The organism is Streptomyces sp. NPDC049541 (assembly GCF_044465725.1).
Lineage (GTDB): Bacteria > Actinomycetota > Actinomycetes > Streptomycetales > Streptomycetaceae > Streptomyces.
Genome location: NZ_JBITLY010000004.1, coordinates 138,533 through 158,254, shown reverse-complemented (window position 1 = coordinate 158,254; position 19,722 = coordinate 138,533). Strand labels below are relative to the sequence as shown.

General features: G+C 71.6%; 16 protein-coding genes. 10 read left to right on the top strand and 6 right to left on the bottom strand.

Annotation, left to right across the window (positions count from 1 at the left end; all coding sequences use genetic code 11):
• Positions 1 to 6: 6 nt before the first annotated feature.
• Positions 7 to 891 carry an amidohydrolase family protein gene (locus ACIBW9_RS16530; RefSeq protein ID WP_398955502.1) on the bottom strand — a complete coding sequence of 295 codons (885 nt, stop codon included), beginning with the start codon at positions 889 to 891 and terminating at the stop codon, positions 7 to 9.
• A 3-nt stretch (positions 892 to 894) separates the two neighbouring features.
• The gene (locus tag ACIBW9_RS16525) at positions 895 to 1,812 is read right to left on the bottom strand and encodes an SDR family NAD(P)-dependent oxidoreductase (RefSeq protein WP_398955500.1); all 918 of its coding nucleotides are present in this window, start codon (positions 1,810 to 1,812) and stop codon (positions 895 to 897) included.
• A gap of 188 nt (positions 1,813 to 2,000) precedes the next feature.
• On the opposite strand from ACIBW9_RS16525, the gene ACIBW9_RS16520 reads away from it, so the two are divergent.
• On the top strand, positions 2,001 to 2,426 hold the full coding sequence (locus ACIBW9_RS16520; protein ID WP_398956460.1) for a MarR family winged helix-turn-helix transcriptional regulator: 426 nt from the start codon (positions 2,001 to 2,003) through the stop codon (positions 2,424 to 2,426).
• Positions 2,427 to 2,430: 4 nt separating this feature from the next.
• The gene (locus ACIBW9_RS16515; RefSeq protein ID WP_398955498.1) at positions 2,431 to 3,186 is read left to right on the top strand and encodes an IclR family transcriptional regulator; all 756 of its coding nucleotides are present in this window, start codon (positions 2,431 to 2,433) and stop codon (positions 3,184 to 3,186) included.
• 7 nt (positions 3,187 to 3,193) lie between these two features.
• Here the strand turns inward: ACIBW9_RS16515 and ACIBW9_RS16510 are convergent, their stop codons facing one another.
• Positions 3,194 to 4,492 carry a lipase family protein gene (locus ACIBW9_RS16510; RefSeq protein ID WP_398955496.1) on the bottom strand — a complete coding sequence of 433 codons (1,299 nt, stop codon included), beginning with the start codon at positions 4,490 to 4,492 and terminating at the stop codon, positions 3,194 to 3,196.
• A 218-nt stretch (positions 4,493 to 4,710) separates the two neighbouring features.
• Here ACIBW9_RS16510 and ACIBW9_RS16505 point away from each other — a divergent pair, with 218 nt between their 5' ends.
• A complete protein-coding gene (locus ACIBW9_RS16505) occupies positions 4,711 to 5,895 on the top strand; it encodes a sensor histidine kinase (protein WP_398955494.1) in 1,185 nt (394 codons plus the stop codon).
• Positions 5,892 to 6,560 carry a response regulator gene (locus ACIBW9_RS16500; protein WP_398955492.1) on the top strand — a complete coding sequence of 223 codons (669 nt, stop codon included), beginning with the start codon at positions 5,892 to 5,894 and terminating at the stop codon, positions 6,558 to 6,560. Before ACIBW9_RS16505 ends, ACIBW9_RS16500 begins: the two co-directional genes overlap by 4 nt.
• Here ACIBW9_RS16500 and ACIBW9_RS16495 read toward each other — a convergent pair.
• The gene (locus tag ACIBW9_RS16495) at positions 6,557 to 6,979 is read right to left on the bottom strand and encodes a VOC family protein (protein WP_398955490.1); all 423 of its coding nucleotides are present in this window, start codon (positions 6,977 to 6,979) and stop codon (positions 6,557 to 6,559) included. The genes ACIBW9_RS16500 and ACIBW9_RS16495 overlap by 4 nt on opposite strands.
• Positions 6,980 to 7,187: 208 nt before the next feature.
• Here ACIBW9_RS16495 and ACIBW9_RS16490 point away from each other — a divergent pair, with 208 nt between their 5' ends.
• A complete protein-coding gene (locus ACIBW9_RS16490) occupies positions 7,188 to 9,287 on the top strand; it encodes an MMPL family transporter (protein ID WP_398956458.1) in 2,100 nt (699 codons plus the stop codon).
• A gap of 103 nt (positions 9,288 to 9,390) precedes the next feature.
• Here ACIBW9_RS16490 and ACIBW9_RS16485 read toward each other — a convergent pair whose 3' ends face one another.
• On the bottom strand, positions 9,391 to 12,069 hold the full coding sequence (locus ACIBW9_RS16485) for an FAD/NAD(P)-binding protein (RefSeq protein ID WP_398955488.1): 2,679 nt from the start codon (positions 12,067 to 12,069) through the stop codon (positions 9,391 to 9,393).
• A 214-nt stretch (positions 12,070 to 12,283) separates the two neighbouring features.
• Here ACIBW9_RS16485 and ACIBW9_RS16480 point away from each other — a divergent pair, with 214 nt between their 5' ends.
• From ACIBW9_RS16480 to ACIBW9_RS16465, 4 genes are all read left to right on the top strand, one after another.
• Positions 12,284 to 13,522 carry an Ig-like domain-containing protein gene (locus ACIBW9_RS16480; RefSeq protein ID WP_398955486.1) on the top strand — a complete coding sequence of 413 codons (1,239 nt, stop codon included), beginning with the start codon at positions 12,284 to 12,286 and terminating at the stop codon, positions 13,520 to 13,522.
• 158 nt (positions 13,523 to 13,680) lie between these two features.
• Positions 13,681 to 15,069, top strand: a complete 1,389-nt coding sequence (locus ACIBW9_RS16475) for a glycoside hydrolase family 16 protein (RefSeq protein WP_398955485.1) — start codon at positions 13,681 to 13,683, stop codon at positions 15,067 to 15,069.
• Positions 15,070 to 15,134: 65 nt separating this feature from the next.
• The gene (locus ACIBW9_RS16470) at positions 15,135 to 16,157 is read left to right on the top strand and encodes an NADP-dependent oxidoreductase (protein ID WP_398955483.1); all 1,023 of its coding nucleotides are present in this window, start codon (positions 15,135 to 15,137) and stop codon (positions 16,155 to 16,157) included.
• A gap of 43 nt (positions 16,158 to 16,200) precedes the next feature.
• A complete protein-coding gene (locus ACIBW9_RS16465; RefSeq protein WP_398956456.1) occupies positions 16,201 to 16,575 on the top strand; it encodes a MerR family transcriptional regulator in 375 nt (124 codons plus the stop codon).
• Position 16,576: 1 nt separating this feature from the next.
• Here the strand turns inward: ACIBW9_RS16465 and ACIBW9_RS16460 are convergent, their stop codons facing one another.
• Positions 16,577 to 17,482 (bottom strand): helix-turn-helix domain-containing protein, encoded by a 906-nt coding sequence (locus ACIBW9_RS16460; RefSeq protein WP_398955481.1) that lies wholly within the window; start codon positions 17,480 to 17,482, stop codon positions 16,577 to 16,579.
• A gap of 146 nt (positions 17,483 to 17,628) precedes the next feature.
• Between ACIBW9_RS16460 and tkt the strand changes: the two genes are divergently transcribed.
• Positions 17,629 to 19,704: a transketolase gene (tkt, locus tag ACIBW9_RS16455; RefSeq protein ID WP_398955479.1), complete on the top strand. Its 2,076-nt coding sequence runs from the start codon at positions 17,629 to 17,631 to the stop codon at positions 19,702 to 19,704.
• Positions 19,705 to 19,722: the final 18 nt, after the last annotated feature.

The window sequence follows — 19,722 nt, the reverse complement described above, 5'->3', positions numbered from 1 at the left end:
GGCCCCTTACGGCTTCGTCAGCCCGAGCAGGCGGGCGGCGTTCTCCTTGAGGATCTTCGGCTTGACCTCGTCCTTGACCGACAGCTTCTCGAAGTCGGCGAGCCAGCGGTCGGGGGTGAGGACGGGGAAGTCGGAGCCGAAGAGGACCTTGTCCTTGAGCAGCGTGTTGGCGTACTGCACGAGCTGCGGCGGGAAGTACTTCGGCGACCAGCCGGACAGGTCGATGTGCACGCCCGGCTTGTGCGTGGCGACGGCGAGGGCCTCGTCCTGCCAGGGGAAGGACGGGTGCGCCAGGATGATCTTGAGATGCGGGAAGTCGGCGGCCACGTCGTCCACGTGCAGGGGGTTGGAGTACTTGAGCCTGATCCCGCCGCCGCCGGGGACTCCGGCGCCGATGCCCGTCTGGCCGGTGTGGAAGAGGGCGATGGTGCCCGTCTCCTCGATCACCTCGTAGAGGTCGTACGCCACCGAGCGGTCGTTGGGGAAGAAGCCCTGGATGCTGGGGTGGAACTTGAAGCCCTTCACCCCGTACTCCTCGACCAGCCGGCGGGCCTGCTTCACGCCCGCCTTGCCGCGGAAGGGGTCGATGGAGGCGAAGGGGATCAGGACGTCCGAGTTGGCGGCCGCGGCCTCCGCGACCTCCTCGTTCGGGACGGGCGCGGTGCCGGTCGCGGACTCGGCGTCGACCGTGAAGATCACGGCGGCCATCTTCCGCTCGCGGTAGTACGCGGCCGTCTCCTCCAGGGTCGGCTTCCTCTTGCCCTCGACCTTGAAGTAGGCCGAGGACGCGTCGTGCAGGTCGTCGTCCAGGGAGGAGTGGCCCTTGGAGGAGACCTCCGCGTGGGTGTGGACGTCGATCGCGACGAGTTCCTCGACGTTGAGGGTCGCCATTTCTCAGGCCTCCGGGAACTTCGGGGCGGGGACGCCGACGCTCTGCAGTTCGGCGCCGACCGAGGTGGGGAAGGCGTCGGCCAGGCTGTCCGGGGTCCAGCCGCCGTCGGCGTACGCAGCCTTGATCTCCTGCGGATGCGACCAGAGTGCCACCTTGTCGCCACCGATGCCGATGGCCTGGCCGGTGATACCCCGCGCCGCCTCGGAGGCGAGGAACGGGACGAGCGCCGCGCAGTCCTCGGGGGTGCCGAAGCCCTCGCCCTTGCGCAGGAAGTCCGGGAGCGGCTCGCCGTTCCTCATGGCCTCGATGTACGGGGCGAAGGCCGGGATGGTCTCGGTCATCGCGGTCGCGGCGACCGGCACGATCGCGTTGACGGTGATGTTCGCGCGGCCCAGCTCCATCGACCAGGTGCGGGCGAAGGCGGCGATGCCGGCCTTGGCGGCGGAGTAGTTGGTCTGCCCGAAGTTGCCGCGCTGCCCGGCCGGCGAGCCGACCAGGATCAGGGTGCCGCCCTCGCCCTGCTCGCGCATCCGGATCGCTGCGGCGCGGGCGCAGGTGAAGGTGCCCTTGAGGTGGGTGGTGATCACCGCGTCGAAGTCCTCGTCGGACATCTTCCACAGCACCTTGTCGCGCAGGATGCCGGCGTTGGTGACCAGGATGTCCAGCCGTCCGAACTCCTCGACCGCGCGGTTCACCAGCCGGTCGGCGGCCTCGCTCGTGCCGACCGGGACCACTTCGGCGACGGCGGTGCCGCCCGCCTCGGTGATGGACTTCACGGCCGCCTCGGCAACGGCCTCGTCGACATCGTTGACGACCACGGACGCGCCGTGGGCGGCCAGGGCGTGCGCATAGGCGAGGCCGAGGCCCCGGCCACTGCCGGTGACGACGGCGACCTTGCCGGTGAGATCGATGCTGGGCACGAGTGGATCCCTTTCGCATGGGGTGCGGCTTCGAGATCGAAGCTAAGAGCAATAATTGTTGACGTCAATAGTTGTTGGCGACCTACGGGTACGTCATGCTGGAATCACCAGGACGCAACGAGCACAGGGAGCCCGCCATCACACGCCAGCACGCCACCCCGAAGCCCATCGACGTGGACGAGCCGTGGATGCGTGGACTGCACGCGGACACCGGCTACCTGCTCTACCGCCTGGGCCTGCGCTCCGGACAGCTGTTCAACGCCTTTCTGCAGGAGTCGGGGTTGCGGCTGCGGCACTACGCGGTCCTGCGCTTCCTCGCCACCACCGACGGCGCCCTGCAGCGTGAACTCAGCACGCGCCTCGGCTACGACCCGAGCGCGATCGTCGGCCTCGTCGACGACCTGGAGAAGCTGGGCTTCGCCGAACGCCGTCCCTCCCCCGACGACCGCCGCAGCCGCATCGTCGTCCTCACCGAGGACGGCCGCGCCTTCCTGCGCGACACCGACGAGGCTGGCCTGCGCGCGACGAACGAGCTCTTCGAGCCGCTCGAGCCGGCCGAACGCGAGACGCTGCACGCGCTGCTGCTGCGGATCGCGGGGGACGGGCTCGCCTGACGCCATGACCGCCCGCTCCGCCCCCGACCGACTGCTCGCCGTCCTCGCCGCCTTCGACCACGAGCACCCGGCGCTGTCCCTCACGGACATCAGCCGGCGGGCCGGGCTGACCCTCACCACCGCGCACCGCCTGGTGGGCGCCCTCACCGACTGGGGCGCCCTGGAGCGGGACGCATCCGGCGTCTACCACGTCGGGCTCAGGCTGTGGGAGGTGGCGGCGCTCGCCCCGCGCGGGCTGGCGCTGCGGCAGATCGCGCTGCCGTACCTGGAGGACCTGTACGAGGCGACGCACGAGAACGTGCAGTTGGCGGTGCGGGACGGCCGGGAGGTCGTCTACATCGAGTGGATCTCCGGTCGCAGCGCCGTCGGCGTGCACATACGGGTCGGGGCGCGCTGGCCGCTGCACGCCACCGGGGTGGGGCTCGCACTGCTGGCGCACTGCGGCCCGGAGGTGCAGGAGGAGTACTGCGCGGGCCCGCTCGCCTCGTTCACGCCGTACACCCTCACCGACCCGGTGCAGCTGCGCCGGGTGCTGGCCGAGGTGCGGCGCACGGGAGTCGCGGTGAGCAGCCGTCAGGTCACCGACGACGCCCTGTCGGTGGCCGCCCCGGTGCGCGGGCCGGGCGGGGTGGTGGTCGCCGCCGTGTCGGTGGTGGTGCCGCAAGCCGATGCGCAGGTACCGGTGCTGGCGCCCGCGGTACGGCTTGCGGCACGCGGCATTTCGCGGGCCCTGGGATGGCGGCCGGCGAAGGAGCCGTAGAGACCGCTCAGCAGTTGCCGGGCATCGGTTTGCCCGCGAACCGGTCGGTGAGCCAGTTGACCGAGTCACCGATGGCCTGCGGGTCGCCGAGGAGATGGTCGCCGGCGTAAGAGGTCCACTGCGTGGCTACCCCCGCGTCACAGTAGGCGCGGCGCGTGGCCTGCCCGGTGTCGGCGGGAATCACCTCGTCGAGGAGGCCGCGGTACTGCAGGACCGGGAAGCCGATCTCGTAGCGGGCCCCGGATCCGGACGGCCCCACACCGACGCCGAGTCTGTTGGCTTCGGCGATCTCGCCCCAGGTCGTGCCGTCGGGGCCGCGCAGGGCGTAGAGCTGGGCGAGGGTGAGCTTGTCCTTGGTGTAGTTCTCGATGTGGACGCCGGTGAAGCGTGCGACGGTGCCGACCGCGCACAGCGCTTCGGCGTCCTTGACCGCCTTCCGGCCCGTGTCGTTGAGGAGTCCGTCGAACGGCATGTCCGGGTGGGTGACCGACAGGCCGATCACCGCGTCCACCAGGAACCCGGCGAACACCCCGCCGTTGAGCGAGTTGCCGACCTGCTTCAGGTCGCCCGGGATCCCGCCGGACGCCACGCCGGCCACCTTCACCTCGGGGGCGTACGACTTGGCGAGCTGCGCGGCCCACAGACTCCCCGAGCCGCCCTCCGAGTACCCCCAGATCCCGACCCGGGCTTCGCGGCTCACCCCGCTGCCGGGCAGCCGGGAGGCGGCGCGTACGACGTCGAGGACCGCGTGTCCGGCGTCGGCGCCGGAGACGTACGGGTGGACCTGGCCGTCCAGGTATCCGGCGCCGTCGGTCGCCGCGACGGCGAACCCGGCCTTGAGCAGCGCCGCGATGTTCGGCCCCTCGTAGGCGTCCTGGTACTCGCCGGCGAGCTGCTTGGAGAAGGCGCACTGCGGCCCGATGCCGAGGGTGCCGGGCACGAACGCGACCAGCGGCCGCTCGCCCGGGCCCTGCCACGCCGCGCGCGGCACGATCACCGTCCCGGCGACGGTGTCCTTCCTGCCGTGGCCGTCGGTGGAGCCGTACTGCACCTTCCAGGCATGGAACGGAGTGCCGCTGCCCACCATGGGCAGGGAGTCGACCGTACGGCAGGCGACGACCTCGCCGGGCGCGGCGCTCGCGCTCACCGGCGGTCGGTAGATCGCGGCGTCGGGATCGGAACACGCCCCGCCGGTGCCGGCCGTCGCGGTCACGGCCGGAACGGTCAACAACCCGCCGAGCAGGGCTCCGGCCCCGATGAGTGCGGCTCTCCGGTTGCGCGGCTTCTTCGAATGGTTCTTCGTCACCTCAGAACGTCCCTTCTGCGTGGTGACCGGGAGCCGCGAGGTTACGGACGAGTAGGTAAGCACTGATAGTTAAAGGGCGACAAAACGGAGGCGGCCCGCTGCGCCCCGCTGACAAAGCAGGGCGGGCGCAACCCGGCGGCGAATATCCCTCTCACCGGCGAGGCCCCGCTTCCGAACCCCTGGCGATACTGGAACGGCCCTTGCCCGAGGAGCCGCCCATGTCCCCGCAGTCCTGGTTCACACAGGTCGCCGCGCGCCTGCGGACGGCGAATCCGTACGCGGTCGACGCCGCCCTCGCCGCGCTCGTCCTGTTCGCCGTCTCGCTGCAGTGGCTCTTCCCCGACGAGGGGGACGACCGGCTCACCTGGCAGGGCTGGCTGCTGGGTGCCGCGACGGCGGTGCCGCTGGTGTGGCGGCGGCGGGCGCCGTTCGCGACCGCGTGGGCCGTGTCGGCGGCCACGCCCGCGATGGCCGTGTACCACGCGCCCCCGCCGGATGTGATGTACGGCGGACTGGTCGTCCTGTACACCATGGCCGCCCGGGCCCTGCCCTGGCAGCGGCGCGTGATGCTGGCGGGCTGGGCGATCGGGGTCACGGTCACCATGCAGCACAAGGAGGACGCGCGGCCCTTCGAGTACGCCTTCCATCTGCTCTGCATCGCCTGCGCCTACGCCCTCGGATGGCTGGCCCGCGTCCAGCGCGCCTACACCGCGGAACTGGAGGACCGGGCCCGGCGGCTGGAGCGGGAGCGCACCGCGGACACCGCGCGGGCCATCGCTCAGGAACGCGCCCGGATCGCCCGGGACATGCACGACGTCCTCGCCCACGCGGTGAGCCTGATGGTGGTGCAGGCGGAGGCGGGGCCGGTCGTGGTGCGCAGTGATCCGGAGCGTGCGGAGGCCTCCTTCGACGCGATCGCGGCGGCCGGGCGGGACGCGATGGCGCAGCTGCGCCGGATCCTCGGCGTGCTCAAGGAGGAGCAGGGCAACGGCACGTCACCACAGCCGGGCGTGGCGGCGCTCCCCCGACTGCTGCGCCAGGTCGGCGAATCTGCGGGCCTGCGGGTGGAGTTGCACACCACGGGCAACCCGCACCCGCTGCCCGCGGACGCCGAGGTCGCCGCCTACCGCGTGGTGCAGGAGGCCCTGACCAACACGGTGAAGCATGCGTACGCTGCCTGCGCGACCGTCGAACTCGACTGGACGGAGGATCTGTTGACCCTCACGGTGACCGACGACGGACAGGGCCCCGCGGCGCCCGGCGGCGGGCACGGGCTGATCGGCATCCGGGAGCGGGCGGCCGCGTGCGGGGGCAGCGCCGAGGCCGGGCGCGGACCGGAAGGCGGCTTCCGGGTGGTCGTACGCCTGCCTGCCACGGCCGACCGTCAGGCGGCCCTCGGGTGAGCATCCGGGTGGTCGTCGCCGATGACCAGGAACTGGTCCGCAGCGGGTTCAGCATGATCCTGGAGGCCCAGCAGGACATCGAGGTGGTCGCCGAGGCCGGCGACGGCGAGCAGGCGGTCGCGGCGGTCCGGCGGCACACACCGGACGTGCTGCTCCTGGACATCCGGATGCCGGTGATGGACGGCCTGGAGGCGGCCAGGCAGGTGTGTGCGCAGTCCTCCTGCAAAGTTGTCATGCTCACCACGTTCGACCTGGACGAGTACGTGTACGAGGCTCTGTACGCGGGCGCCAGCGGCTTCCTCCTCAAGGACGTGCGCCGCGACGACCTGGTGCACGCCGTACGGGTGGTCGCGGCCGGCGACTCGCTTCTCGCGCCGGCGGTGACGCGGCGGCTGGTCGCGGACATCGTGCGGCGGCGCCGCGAGCAGACCGCCGAAGCGGCCACTCCGCAGCGGCTGGACGCCCTGACCGCCCGCGAGGTGGAGACGCTGCGACTGCTGGCCCGCGGCCTGTCCAACGCCGAGATCGCCACTGCCTTCTTCGTGAGCGAGCACACCGTCAAGACCCATGTCAGCAACGTGCTGAGCAAGCTGGGGCTCAGGGACCGGGTGCAGGCGGTGATCTGCGCCTACGAGACGGGGCTGGTGACGCCGGGGGTCTCCTAGTCTGCCCGCTCTGCCTCGTCGCCGAGTTCCTCGAAGAGGGTCAGCTGGAGGGCGCCCGGAGCCTCGAGACGGGAGTTCCGGGAGTTCCACGGGGTGCGCGTCGGCTCGGCGAGCACCTCGGCCCCTGCGGCGGCCAGTCGGGCCGTGGCGACACCGGCGTCGTCGACCTGGAAGGCGATCCGGATGTGCCCGGCCACGCGCCGGCCCACTTCGACCTCGTCGATGAAGGCGGCGTGGTTCGGGTCGGTCAGCTCCAGCGTGGCGCGGCCCGCTTCGAGGATGGTGACTCTGCCGTCGGGAGACGAGTAGGCGGCGCGCTCGGGCAGGCCGAGGACGTCACGGTAGAAGCGCAGGGCCTCGTCGTAGTCGGGCGCCGTGACGACGAGACGGAGTTCGCGGACGGCGGGTTCACCGGACATGCGGGATCCTCCAAGATCGCGGTTGTTCTGCCCCCTCAACTCGCCGCCCGTGCGCGGGATTCCCGCCGTCTCCCTCTCAGGAGTGAGCCGGACGTCTGCCTCCCCCGTACGGCCGAGGCCCCGAAACCACTCCCTCCGGCGATCCGCCGCGCCCTTGGCCGGCATGAGCCTGAGGGCGATGAGAACCGACGACCCGCCGGGAGTTACCGTGCTCTCCACACTCGCCCGGGCGGCGACCCGCCGCCCGCTGACCGTCATCCTGCTGTGGACGCTCTTCCTGCTGCTCGGCTTCGGGCTGGGGACGGGCGTCTTCGGGCGGCTCTCCGACAACGTGCCCGAGGTGCCGGGCACCGAGTCGGAGCGCGCCGCCCAGTACCTGGACCGCGCCGACCCGACGGGCGAGTCGATCACCGCCGTCGTCGCGGGAACCGCCGTCTCCGACCCCGGACTGCGCGAGCAGGTCGAGCGGGCCGTGGCCGACGTACGAGACATCGCCGGAGTCGCCGCGGTCCCGGACCCGTACCGGACCCCCGGTCTCACCGCCGCCGACGGACAGGCCCTCATCGTCCCCATCACCTTCAAGGGCGCTCTCGGCGACGACGCCGAGGAGAAGGCGGTGGACGCGGCGGCCGACCGCATCAAGCAGATCGACGCGCCCGAAGTGCACGTCAGCGGAGGCCCGTTGCTGGGCAAGCAGCTCGGTGAGCGGGCCCAACAGGACGTGAAGAACGCCGAGTTGATCTCACTGCCCGTCGTACTCGCCCTGCTGCTCGTCGTGTTCGGCGGACTGCGCTCGGCCGGACTGCCGCTGGTGATCGCGGTGAGCGGGATCGCGGGCGCCTTCCTGGCACTGTTCGGGTTCAGCCAGGTCACCGACATCTCGGTGTACGCGATCCAGGTGACGACCATGCTGGGCCTCGGACTCGCCGTGGACTACGCCCTGTTGATGCTGGTCCGCTTCCGCGAGGAGCGCCGGGCCACCGAGGACGTCGTGGAGGCGGTGCACCGGACGGTCGCCGCAGCCGGGCGGACGGTGCTGTTCTCCGGGCTCACGGTCGCCGTCAGCCTGACCGGTCTGCTCGTCTTCCCCAGCGTGTTCCTGCGCAGCATGGGCCTGGCGGTGGCCGCCGTGGTCGTCATCGACATGCTGGCCGCGCTGACGCTGCTGCCGGCGATGCTGGCCAGGTTCGGCGCGAAGATCGCCCCGGCGAAGGCCGTGCCGGAGGGCGAGGAGGGGCGCTTCTTCGCCCGTGTGGCCCGCTTCTCGGCCCGCCGCCGCGTCGCCGTCCTGGCCACGGTGGTCCCGGCCCTGCTCGTCCTGGCACTGCCGGTCACCGGCCTGAGGATCGAGATCGGCGACGCGACACAGCTGCCCTCCACCACCGAGGCACGGCAGCTGTACGACACCGTCGACGCCCACTTCCCGGCGGGCACGGGGGTCTCGCCGGTCACCGTCGTCCTCAAGCCGGGGACCGGTCCCGCGACCGCGGACCGGATCCGCGCCCTGTCTCCGACGGCACAGTCCCGCGAACTGCCCGACGGCGGGGCGGTCGTACAGCTCCAGCCGTCGGGCCGGGTGGACGGCAAGGAGGCCACCGACCTGGTCGCTCAGGTACGGGACCTGCGCGGCACCGAACCGGTCCAGGTCACCGGGTCCGCCGCCCGTCTGGTCGACTTCCGTGCGATGCTCTCCGAGCGGTCGCCCTGGGCCGCCCTGACCGTGCTGGCCGGCATCTTCGTCCTGCTGTTCGCGTTCACGGGCTCGGTGCTGATCCCACTGCGCACGATACTGACCACCCTGCTCAGCCTGGGCGCGGCGCTCGGCGCGGTGGTGTGGGTCTTCCAGGACGGCCACCTGGCCGGCGCGCTGGACGCCGAGGGCCTGGGCGCGCTGAGCCTGACCGCCCCGCCCCTGATCGTCGCGATCGCCTTCGGACTGGCCATGGACTACGAGCTGTTCATCCTGGCCCGGATGCGGGAGGCCCGGTCTCTGACCGGCAGCGACCAGGAGGCAGTGGTGACCGGTCTGCGCCGCTCCGGCCGCGTGGTCACCTGCGCCGCCCTGCTCCTCGCCGTGGTCTTCGGCGCCTTCATGACGGGCGGCTTCTCCCCCATCCTCCAGATCGGCCTCGGCCTCACCCTCGCGGTCCTGATCAACGCGACGGTCGTACGCATGCTGCTGGTCCCGGCGACGATGACGCTGCTGGGGCGATCGGCGTGGTGGGCACCTATGCCACTGCGGCGCGTGCACGACAGGTTCGGTCTGCGCGAAGCGCCCGCGGAGCAGGCGGAGTTGGTGAACCGCTGACCAGGGGTACCCACGCCCCTGAAGGGGCGCGGGGCCGTGTGGATGTGCGGCTCCGCCGCGTGGGCGCGACCAGCCACAATGGCGCCGCAGACGATCGACATGCTCAGGCCGGCAGGCCCGCCCGCATCCGCCGATCCCGCGGCGCCTCCTTTCGCTCCAACCGGGCATCCAACAGCCGACGCGCAGCGTCACACCGTCCCGCCGCGACCAAGGCGTACAACAGTGTCTCCTCGACGACCTCCCGCTGGGCCGCGCTGCCCCCGACCCGCCGCAACACGGGCAGCAGCGCATCGAGGCCCCGGACGGCGTCCTGAAACCGCTCCTCCACCACGGCGGCGAACGCCTCGCACAGCGGTGCAATGACCTCCCGCTGCACCGAGTCCGCCCCGGCGGCATGGTCCCGCAACCGCTGCAGCGCCGCCAGATCCCCCGCGGCGGCCAGCGCCACGGCGGCATGCAGCGCGGTGAAGGCGGTCGCCGGACGTTCCAGGACGTCCTGGGCGACCGTGTCCAGGACGTTCCCGGTGGGCAGCTCACCCGGCCAGCTGCCGCTCAGCCGGGCCCGCCACAGCAGCGACCCCGAGTCGACCAGCGCCCGCACCCCGGTCACCATGCGTCCCGGTGCCAGTTGCGCGAACCAGCGCCTGCGCACCGCCGCCGGGTCGTCGAGGGCGAGTTCGTGCAGGGCGATGTGCCAGGAGAAGTGGGCCCGGTGGACGGCGCCCCGGCCCTGCCCGGACACCCAGCCGTCCAGCCATTCGCGGCCCGCCTCGTGCACCCCGGACTCGTAGTGGACATGGGCGAGGGCGTGCACGGCATGTCCGGAGGCCGGCTCGACCGCCAACGCCCGGTGGGCGAGCTCCCCGGCCTCGTGCAGCCGCCCCTGCCCCTGCCGCAGGAAGGCGAGCAGCGAGGTGTGGAACCAGTGGCCGTCGTAGGCGGGAGACGTCCGCTCGACCAGTCGCAGCGCCTGGTCGTCGTCCAGATCGGTGACGCCGGAGAAGGCGATGGTGGGCACGGCGGCCGCGAGCGCGAGCGCGTCGCCGGGGTGCGCGTCGAGGTGTCGTACGAGGGCGGTGTCGCCGTCGTCGCCGTGCACCCGGCGCGTGACCACCTCCACGAAGGACCGCTCCCGCTCGTCGGCGTGATCGCGCGCGGAGCGCTGCGCCTCGGCCAGTGCCCGCGGTACGTCGACGGCGGCGCCGCACTCGTGGCCCAGCAGGGCGAGGGCCGCGTGGCCGAGGGCGAACCCGGGGTCGACGGCCACGGCCCGGGCGAAGGCGTCCTCGGCGCCGGCGCGGACCTTGAGGACCCGGTTGAGGCCACTGCGATAGGCGGCGGCTGCCTCGGCGTGGGTGGACAGGGCCAGTCCGTGCCCGTCGACGGGACGGCGGGAGGTGCGGGGCCTGCCCGTCCTCCCCGTCAGCGGGGCGAGCAGCTGTGCTGCCAGGGCCGCCGCCTGGACGCGGATCTCGGGGATCGCGGTCGTCTCCCACAGTTCGCCGCGGCGCGGGGCGCCCAGCGTGAACAGCGGGCGGTCCGCGCGGCCTTCCAAGTCCAGCAGCCGCCCGTCGCGGGTGGCCACGCCCATGCCGAGCGGCCCCGGGACCGCGGCCCCGGACGCGAACAGGGAGCGCCACAGGGGGTCGTCGAACCGCCGTCCCGGTCCGGAGCAGTCGATCACCCAACCGACGTGCATCGTACGGCCGTTGGAGAGGGTGACCAGCAGTGAGCCGTCGTGCTCGACGGTGTCCGTCACCGCGCCGGTGTGGACGGTGAGCCGTCGGGCCGTACAGGCCCGGGCGACGGACTCGGCGGTGGCGGGGGCCATGCGGTGGCGGTGGGTGTTCCACAGCGCGCCCTCGCGGGCGAGGAACTCGGCCCGGTCCTCGGGGGTGAGGCTCTCCCAGAGGCGGGCGGTGTGCGGGCGCAGGCTGTCGAGGGCGGGGCGCCAGTCCCCGTGGGTGCGCACGGAGCGGCTGATGTGGCGGTAGACAGCCCTGCGCAGGCGGCCCAGCGAGGTGTCGTCGAGGCCCTCGGGGGCGCTCATCGGGCCGGCCGGGGTGAGGGCGTGCGGCTGCGGCAGCAGGCCGCTGCGGGAGAGGGCGTGGACCGTGCGGCCGGGACGGTCGAGGGAGAGGGAGAGGTCGACGGCCGTCAGACCGGTACCGACGAGGAGGACGTCGGCGGTGTCGGAGAGCGGGCCGTCCAGCGCGCCCGGGGCCCAGGGGGCGGTGATGAAACGGGCCGAGGTGCGCAGGGCGGGCGGGGCCCAGCTCGCCGAGGGGGCGGCGGGGCCGGTGGCCAGGACGACGCTGTCGACGGCGAGATGTCCCCCGTCGGCGAGGTGGAGCGCCAGCCCGCCCTCGGGGGTGCCGGTGCACCTCTCGGCGCGGGTCCGCAGCCGGCGTACCGTCACCGTGCCCTGCGCCCGGACGATGGCCTGCGCGAGGGTGTCGGCGAGGTAGGCGCCATAGCGGTAGCGGGTGGCGAAGTCGGCCGCGGTGACGGACGGTTCGCCGTGCCGGCACAGCCAGCGGGTGAAGTGGCCGGGGTCGTCGGGGTAGCAACTCATGCCGCCCGCGGGCACGTTGAGGCGGTGGCGCGGGTCGCGGGTGGCGTACGCGGTGCCGCGGCCCGCCTCCGGGGCCGGGTCGAGAAGGACGAGGCCGAGCGGTGTCCGGCGGCGCGTCGCCGTCTCGCAGAGCTGGACGGCGGTCAGCGTGCCCGCCGCGCCCGCTCCGACGACGGCCACGGTGTGCGGCTCGCGGACTTCGGTCACGTATACCTCCGGCGGTGGTCGGTCACTCGGAGCCCCGGTCGGGCCGCTCATACTCTGTTCACAGTCCCAAGGGCTGAGACAACCGTGGTTTCGGGCCTTCTCAGAGCGACTCCTCACCGGAATCTCAGGAATCGGCCCGGAAATTCAAAGGATCAACAAATCTGCGCGGCGCAGGATGCACCCGGAAAAGGTGGACATCCCAGAAAGGCCTACCGTGGGCGCCTCGCACATAGCGAACCCGTTGGAGCAGCAGCCGCAGAGGTGGTCCCGGCGCGGGCTGCTCACCGCACTCGGCGTGGCGCCGGCCGCCGCCGTGCTGACGGGGTGCAGCGGCTCGGCGGGCGCCTCGGACGGGACGGCGAAGGCCGCCGCGTCCGCGCCGGCCGCCGCGAAGAAGCCCACCGTCTCGGTCACACCTGCCGACGGCACCAAGAAGGCCGAATTCACCCGCCCCGTCCAGGTCACCGTGACGGACGGCACCCTCGCCTCGGTGCAGGTCACCGGCAACGACGGCTCCACCCTGACCGGTTCGCTCAACGAGGCGAAGACCCGGTGGACTTCGGCGAGGAACCCGTACTCCGGGACGAAGTACACGGTGACGGCCACCCCCGAGGGCGCCGCGGCACAGACCGCGACCTTCACCACCCGGTCGCCCGGCGAGACCTTCGTCGGCTACTTCACGCCCGAGGCGGGTTCCACCTCCGGCGTCGGCATGCCCGTGTCGATCAACTTCACCCACGCGGTGAAGGACCGGGCCGCGGTCCAGAAGGCCGTCACCGTCACCGCGGAGCCCGCCGTCGAGGTGGTCGGCCACTGGTTCGGCGACACCCGGCTGGACTTCCGCCCCGAGACCTACTGGGCGCCCGGCACGAAGATCACCCTCAGCCTGCGGCTGAAGGACGTCGAGGGCTCGGACGGCATCTACGGCGTGCAGAACAAGGACGTCACCTTCCACATCGGCCGCGCACAGATCAGCACGGTCGACCTCGCCACCAAGGAGATGGTGGTCAGGAGGGACGGCCGGACCGTCGCCACCTATCCGGTCAGCGGCGGCGACGCCCAGCACACCACCTGGTCCGGGATCATGGTGATCAGCGAGCGGTTCAAGCAGACCCGCATGGAGTCCTCCACGGTCGGGCTCGGCGACGAGTACGACATCCCCGACGTGCCGCACGCCCAGCGCCTGACCACGTCCGGCACCTTCGTGCACGGCAACTACTGGGCGTCCACCTCCGTATTCGGCCACCAGAACACCAGCCACGGCTGTGTGGGCCTGCACGACGCGAAGGGTGCGAACGACAGCTCCGTGGCGGGCTACAGGTTCTACGCGTCCTCGATGCTCGGCGACGTGGTGATCGTCAAGAACTCCGGCGAGAAGACCGTCGACCCGGCCAACGGGCTCAACGGCTGGAACCTGTCGTGGGCGGATTGGAAGGCGGGGAGCGCGCTTTAACACCTTTGCACCGTTCAGGGGGTGAACTTCCCCGCCCGGAAAGGACTTCCCTTGCTTTAAGTCTTGACGGCCCTGGTGGCGGAGAGCACATTGGGCCCACTTTGAGAGCGCTCTCACAGCACCCGCAGCCCACCACTCCGCAACCGGGAGGCACCCCCGTGAGTGCAACCTCCGGCATACCCAGACGGCGACGCGCGCTCCTCGCCGTCCTCAGCACGCTCGGCCTGGCGGCCGCGCTCGCCACGACCGCCACCCAGTCCGCCGACGCCTCGGCGCCGACGCCACCGCCGGGCTGGACGCAGCTCTTCCTCGACGACTTCAACGGCTCGGCCGGAACCGGCGTCAACACCTCCAACTGGCAGTACGACACCGGGACTTCGTACCCCGGAGGCGCCGCCAACTGGGGCACCGGCGAGGTCGAGACGATGACGAACAGCACCAGCAACGTCTCGCTCGACGGGAGCGGCAACCTGAAGATCACCCCGATCCGCGACTCCGCCGGCAACTGGACCTCGGGCCGTATCGAGACCAACCGCACCGACTTCCAGCCGCCGGCCGGCGGCAAGCTGCGCGTCGAGGCCCGCCTCCAGATGCCCAACGTCACCGGCGACGCGGGTGCGGGCTACTGGCCGGCGTTCTGGATGCTGGGCGCCCCCTATCGCGGCAACTACCAGAACTGGCCGAGCGTCGGCGAGCTGGACATCATGGAGAACGTCCAGGGCATCAACAAGGTCTGGGCGACGATGCACTGCGGTACCAACCCGGGCGGCCCGTGCAACGAGACGACGGGCCTCGGCAATTCGATCGCGTGCCCGAACACCACCTGCCAGTCGGGCTTCCACACCTACACCATGGAGTGGGACCGCTCGGTCAGCCCCGAGGCGATCCGCTTCTACGTCGACGGCGTCAACTACCAGACCGTCACCGCCAGTCAGATGGACGCCACAACCTGGGCCAACGCCACCAACCACGGTTTCTTCGTCATCCTGAACGTGGCGATGGGCGGCGCCTTCCCGGCCGCGTTCGGCGGCGGCCCGACCAGCGCCACCCAGTCCGGCCACCCGATGCTCGTGGACTACGTCCAGGTCCTGTCGAGCGGCGGCGGAGGCACCACCACACCCCCGCCCTCCGGCAACCGTGACGCCTACAGCCCCATCCAGGCGGAGTCGTACGACAGCCAGTCCGGCACCGTCGCGGAGAGCACCACGGACACCGGCGGCGGTCAGGACATCGGCTCCCTGGCCAACGGCGACTGGGCCCTCTACAAGGGCGTCAACTTCGGTTCCGCGGCGGCCACGCAGCTCTACGCACGCGTGGCGAGCGGCGCCGCGTCCGGGGTGAGCGGCCTGGTCGAGGTGCGCCTGGACAGCCGTACCGCCACTCCGATCGGCAGCTTCGCCCTCGCCAACACGGGTGGCTGGCAGTCCTGGAAGACGGTCCCGGCCAACATCAGCGCGGTGACCGGCACCCACGACGTCTATCTGACCTTCACCAGCGGTCAGCCGGCGGACTTCGTGAACGTGAACTGGTTCGACTTCGGGCACTGACCGGGCGGGCGGCGGCGCGGGGCGGCTTGACCTTCACGTACGGGTCAACCCCTAGCGTCGCCGCCATGACCACTTCCGCTGTGAAATCCCGTACCGGCCTGGAGGTACGGCTCGCCTCCCGGCCCGACGGCCTGCCCACGCCCGACGACTTCGAGATCGCCGAGATCCCGGTGCCCGATCCCGTCCCCGGCCAGGTGCTGGTCCGCAACCTCTATCTGTCCCTCGACCCCGGCATGCTGACCCTGATGTCGGCCCAGCCCGCCGTGCCCCGGCCCCGCTACGAGATAGGCGAGGTGCTCTACGGGGACGCCGTCGGCGAGGTGATCGCCTCGACCGACCCCTCCCTGGCGGAGGGCGACCTGGTGGTGCACCGGCTGGGCTGGCGGGAGTACGCCGTGGCCGGGGCGGAGGCCTTCCGCCGCGTCGACAGGGCCGCCTATCCGACCCCCTCCCTCCATCTCGGCTTCGGCCTGGTCGCCTGGGTCGGGCTCGTCCATGTCGCCCAACTGCGGCCTGGCGACACCGTGTTCGTCTCCAGCGCGGCGGGCGCGATCGGCTCTCTCGCCGGTCAGATCGCCCGGCTGGGGGGCGCGGCGCGGGTGATCGGCAGCGCGGGGTCACCGGAGAAGGTCCGGCACCTCACCGGCAGCCTCGGCTTCGACGCGGCCTTCGACCGCCGCGACGGCCCCGCCCTGGACCGGCTGCGCGAGGCCGCCCCCGACGGCATCGACGTCTACTTCGACAACGTGGGCGGCGAGCAACTGCGGGCCGCCATCGAGGTGATGAACCCCCATGGCCGCATCGCCGTCTGCGGGGCGCTCGCCCGGCAGAGCTCCGGCCGCCCCGACCAGGGCCCCGGCGACCTGCTGACCGTGGCCGCCAAACGGCTGACCATCAGCGGCTTCACCGTCGTCGACCACCTGGACAAGGCGGCCGAGTTCGGGCAGCAGTTCCGCGACTGGCTGAAGGAGGGGCAGATCGTCTACGAGGAGACGGTGATCGACGGGCTGCCGAACGCGCCCCGCGCCCTGACCGACCTCGTCCGAGGCGCATACACGGGGAAGACCGTGGTACGGCTGCGGAGTTGACCCCCGTAGACCACCAGGAGAGGTGAACCCGGACGTGAGCGAGATGCTGATCGGTGACCTGGCCGCGCGGACCGGCACGACGACCCGCGCCCTGCGCTACTACGAGGAGCAGGGCCTGCTGGAGTCCGGTCGGAGCGCGGGCGGTTACCGCGTCTACGGGCCCGGAGCGGAGATGCGGGTCCGCAACATCCGTGACCTGCTCGCCTCCGGGTTCACCGTGGACAACGTCAAGTCCTTCGTGCGCTTCCTGGACAGCGATCTGCCGGAGGTGTTCGCCTACTCCGAGTCCTGCGCCGGGAACTACGAGGTCGGGGCCCGGCGGGTGGCCGAGCTGACGGAGCGGATCGAGGCGCTGTCCAGGATGCGGGACACCCTGGTGCGGCGCATGCCGTGGCTGGGCGCCCCGGCCGCGTCCTGAGTCACCGCAGCTCCGCACGGAACGCCGCCGGTGTCAGCTCCGTGTGCTGCTGGAAGAACTTGGAGAAGTTCGCCGCGTCGGGGAAGCCGACCGCCGCGCCCACCCGGCCGATCGGCAGGTCCGTGTGGGCCAGCAGGCGTTTCGCCTCCAGGACGACCCGCTTGTCGATGAAGCCCTTGGGCGTCTGACCGGTCGCGGCGCGGACCGCGCGGACCAGGGTGCGGCGGGAGTAACCGAGGGCGTCGGCGTAGGCGCTGACGCTGTGGTTGGTCGCGAAGTCCTTCTCCACGGCGTCGCGAAAGAGGGTGAACGTCGTGTCCGACTGCCGGCGGACCGCCTCCGCGGAGCTGGCCGCCAGATGGGCGAGACGCAGCAGGAACGCCGTCAGCGAGTGGCGCAGCACCGCGGTGTGCAGACTCAGTGGCAGGGTCGTGTCGTCCTCGTACTCGCGTTGCAGTTGGGCGAGGGCGGCCCTGAGGGCGGTGAGCTGGGCCTCGTCGGGGTGGAGCAGGGGCGGCAGGTCGTAGCGGTAGAGGCCGGTGGCCTCGACCGTGGCGCGCGGCAGAAACCCGGGTTGCATGGTGAGCACGGTTCCGCGGTACCCGCTCGTGCGCGAGAAGCGGTGGACCTGGCCGGGACGGATCCACAGCAGTTCGCCGGCCGCCGCCTCGTACTCGGCGAAGTCGATCATGTGGCGGACCGGGGCGCCGTCGAAGAGCATCACGACATGGAAGTCGATGCGGTGGACGCGCTCCAGCGGGGCCTCGGCGTGCCAGGTGTGGCCGGTCCCCATCGGGCCGACCTGCATGCCGACTCCGCCCACACTCAGCTCGACCGGGAAGGGGAACGTTCGAATGCCGTCCACCCCACCGTCACCGTCTCCACCTTGGATGATTCTGCCCGCCATGTCCTACTCGCGCCGCCTCGGTCGTGCCGTCGGTGTCCCACTTTCACCACAGGCTGACACACAGCGACCTTCCCCCGGAAAAGTCAGACTTTTAAGTTTGAAGGCATCAGAGCAGTTCAGTCGCTTCGATCAAGGACTTCTTGAAGATGAGTACGCAGACTCCGGACAGCTTCGAATGGACCGAACTCGACCGGCGTGCCGTCGACACGGCTCGTCTGCTCGCGGCCGACGCCGTGCAGAAGGTCGGCAACGGCCACCCGGGCACGGCGATGAGCCTGGCCCCTGCCGCGTACACGATCTTTCAGAAGGTGATGCGTCACGACCCCGCGGACCCCGAGTGGACCGGCCGGGATCGTTTCGTTCTCTCTCCCGGCCACACCTCGCTGACCCTCTACACACAGCTGTTCCTGGCCGGGTACGAGGTCGAGCTCGATGACCTGAAGGCGTTCCGTACGCACGGTTCCAAAACGCCCGGCCACCCCGAGTACGGGCACACCGCCGGTGTCGAGACCACCACCGGGCCGCTCGGCCAGGGTGTCGCCAACGCGGTGGGCATGGCGATGGCCGCACGCTACGAGCGCGGCCTGTTCGACCCGGAGGCGCCCGAGGGCACCTCCCCCTTCGACCACACCATCTGGGCGATCGTCTCCGACGGCGACCTGGAGGAGGGCGTCTCCGCCGAGGCCTCCTCGCTGGCCGGCCACCAGAAGCTGGGCAACCTGGTCTTCCTCTACGACGACAACCACATCTCCATCGAGGGCGACACCGCGACGGCGTTCTCCGAGGACGTCCTGAAGCGCTACGAGGCGTACGGCTGGCATGTGCAGCGCGTCGAGCCCTCGCTCGGCGGCGACATCGACGTACCGGCCCTCTACGCGGCCCTGAAGGCGGCGCAGGCCGAGACCGAGCGGCCGTCCATCATCGCGATGCGTACGATCATCGCCTGGCCCGCCCCGAACGCGCAGAACACCGAGGCCTCGCACGGCTCCGCGCTCGGCGCCGAGGAGATCGCCGCCACCAAGCGCATCCTCGGCTTCGACCCCGAGCAGTCCTTCCAGGTCGACGCCGAGGTGCTGGCCCACGCCCGCGGGGCTCTCGACCGCGGCGCCGAGGCGCACGCGGCCTGGGACAAGCAGATCGACAAGTGGCGCGGCGCCAACCCCGAGCGTGCCGAGCTGTTCGACCGGATCGTGGCGGGCCAGCTGCCCGAGGGCTGGGAGGACGCCCTGCCGGTCTTCGAGGAGGGCAAGTCCGTCGCCACCCGCGCCGCCTCCGGCAAGGTGCTGCAGTCGCTCGGCGCGATCCTCCCCGAGCTGTGGGGCGGCTCCGCCGACCTCGCCGGCTCGAACAACACCACCATCGACAAGACGTCGTCCTTCCTGCCGAAGGGCAACCCGCTGCCGGAGGCCGACCCGTACGGCCGCACCGTCCACTTCGGCATCCGCGAGTTCTCGATGGCCGCCGAGATGAACGGCATCGCGCTGCACGGCAACACCCGTATCTACGGCGGCACCTTCCTGGTGTTCTCCGACTACATGCGCAACGCGGTGCGGATGTCGGCGCTCATGCAGCTGCCGGTGACCTACGTCTGGACGCACGACTCCATCGGCCTCGGCGAGGACGGGCCGACCCACCAGCCGGTCGAGCACCTCGCTTCCCTGCGCGCCATCCCGGGCCTCAACGTCGTCCGCCCGGCCGACGCCAACGAGACGGCGATCGCCTGGGGCGAGATCCTCAAGCGCCACGCCACCGACCCGGCCCCGCACGGCCTCGCCCTCACCCGTCAGGGCGTGCCGACGTACGCCCCCAACCCCGATGCGGCGAAGGGCGGTTACGTCCTGAAGGAGTCCTCGAAGGAGACCCCGGACGTCGTCCTGATCGCCACCGGCTCCGAGGTCCAGCTCGCCGTCACCGCACGCGAGCAGCTGGAGGCCGAGGGGATCGGCACCCGGGTCGTGTCGATGCCGTCCGTGGAGTGGTTCGAGGAGCAGCCGCGGGAGTACCGCGAGCGCGTCCTTCCGCCGTCCGTGCGGGCCCGGGTCGCCGTGGAGGCCGGGATCGGTCTGACGTGGTACCGCTACACAGGTGACGCAGGACGCATCGTCTCCCTGGAGCACTTCGGCGCCTCCGCCGACGCGAAGACCCTGTTCGCCGAGTTCGGCTTCACCCCCGAGAACGTCGCCGCCGCAGCCCGGGAATCCCTCGCTGCCGCCCGCGGTTGATCCGATCGCCAGAAAGAA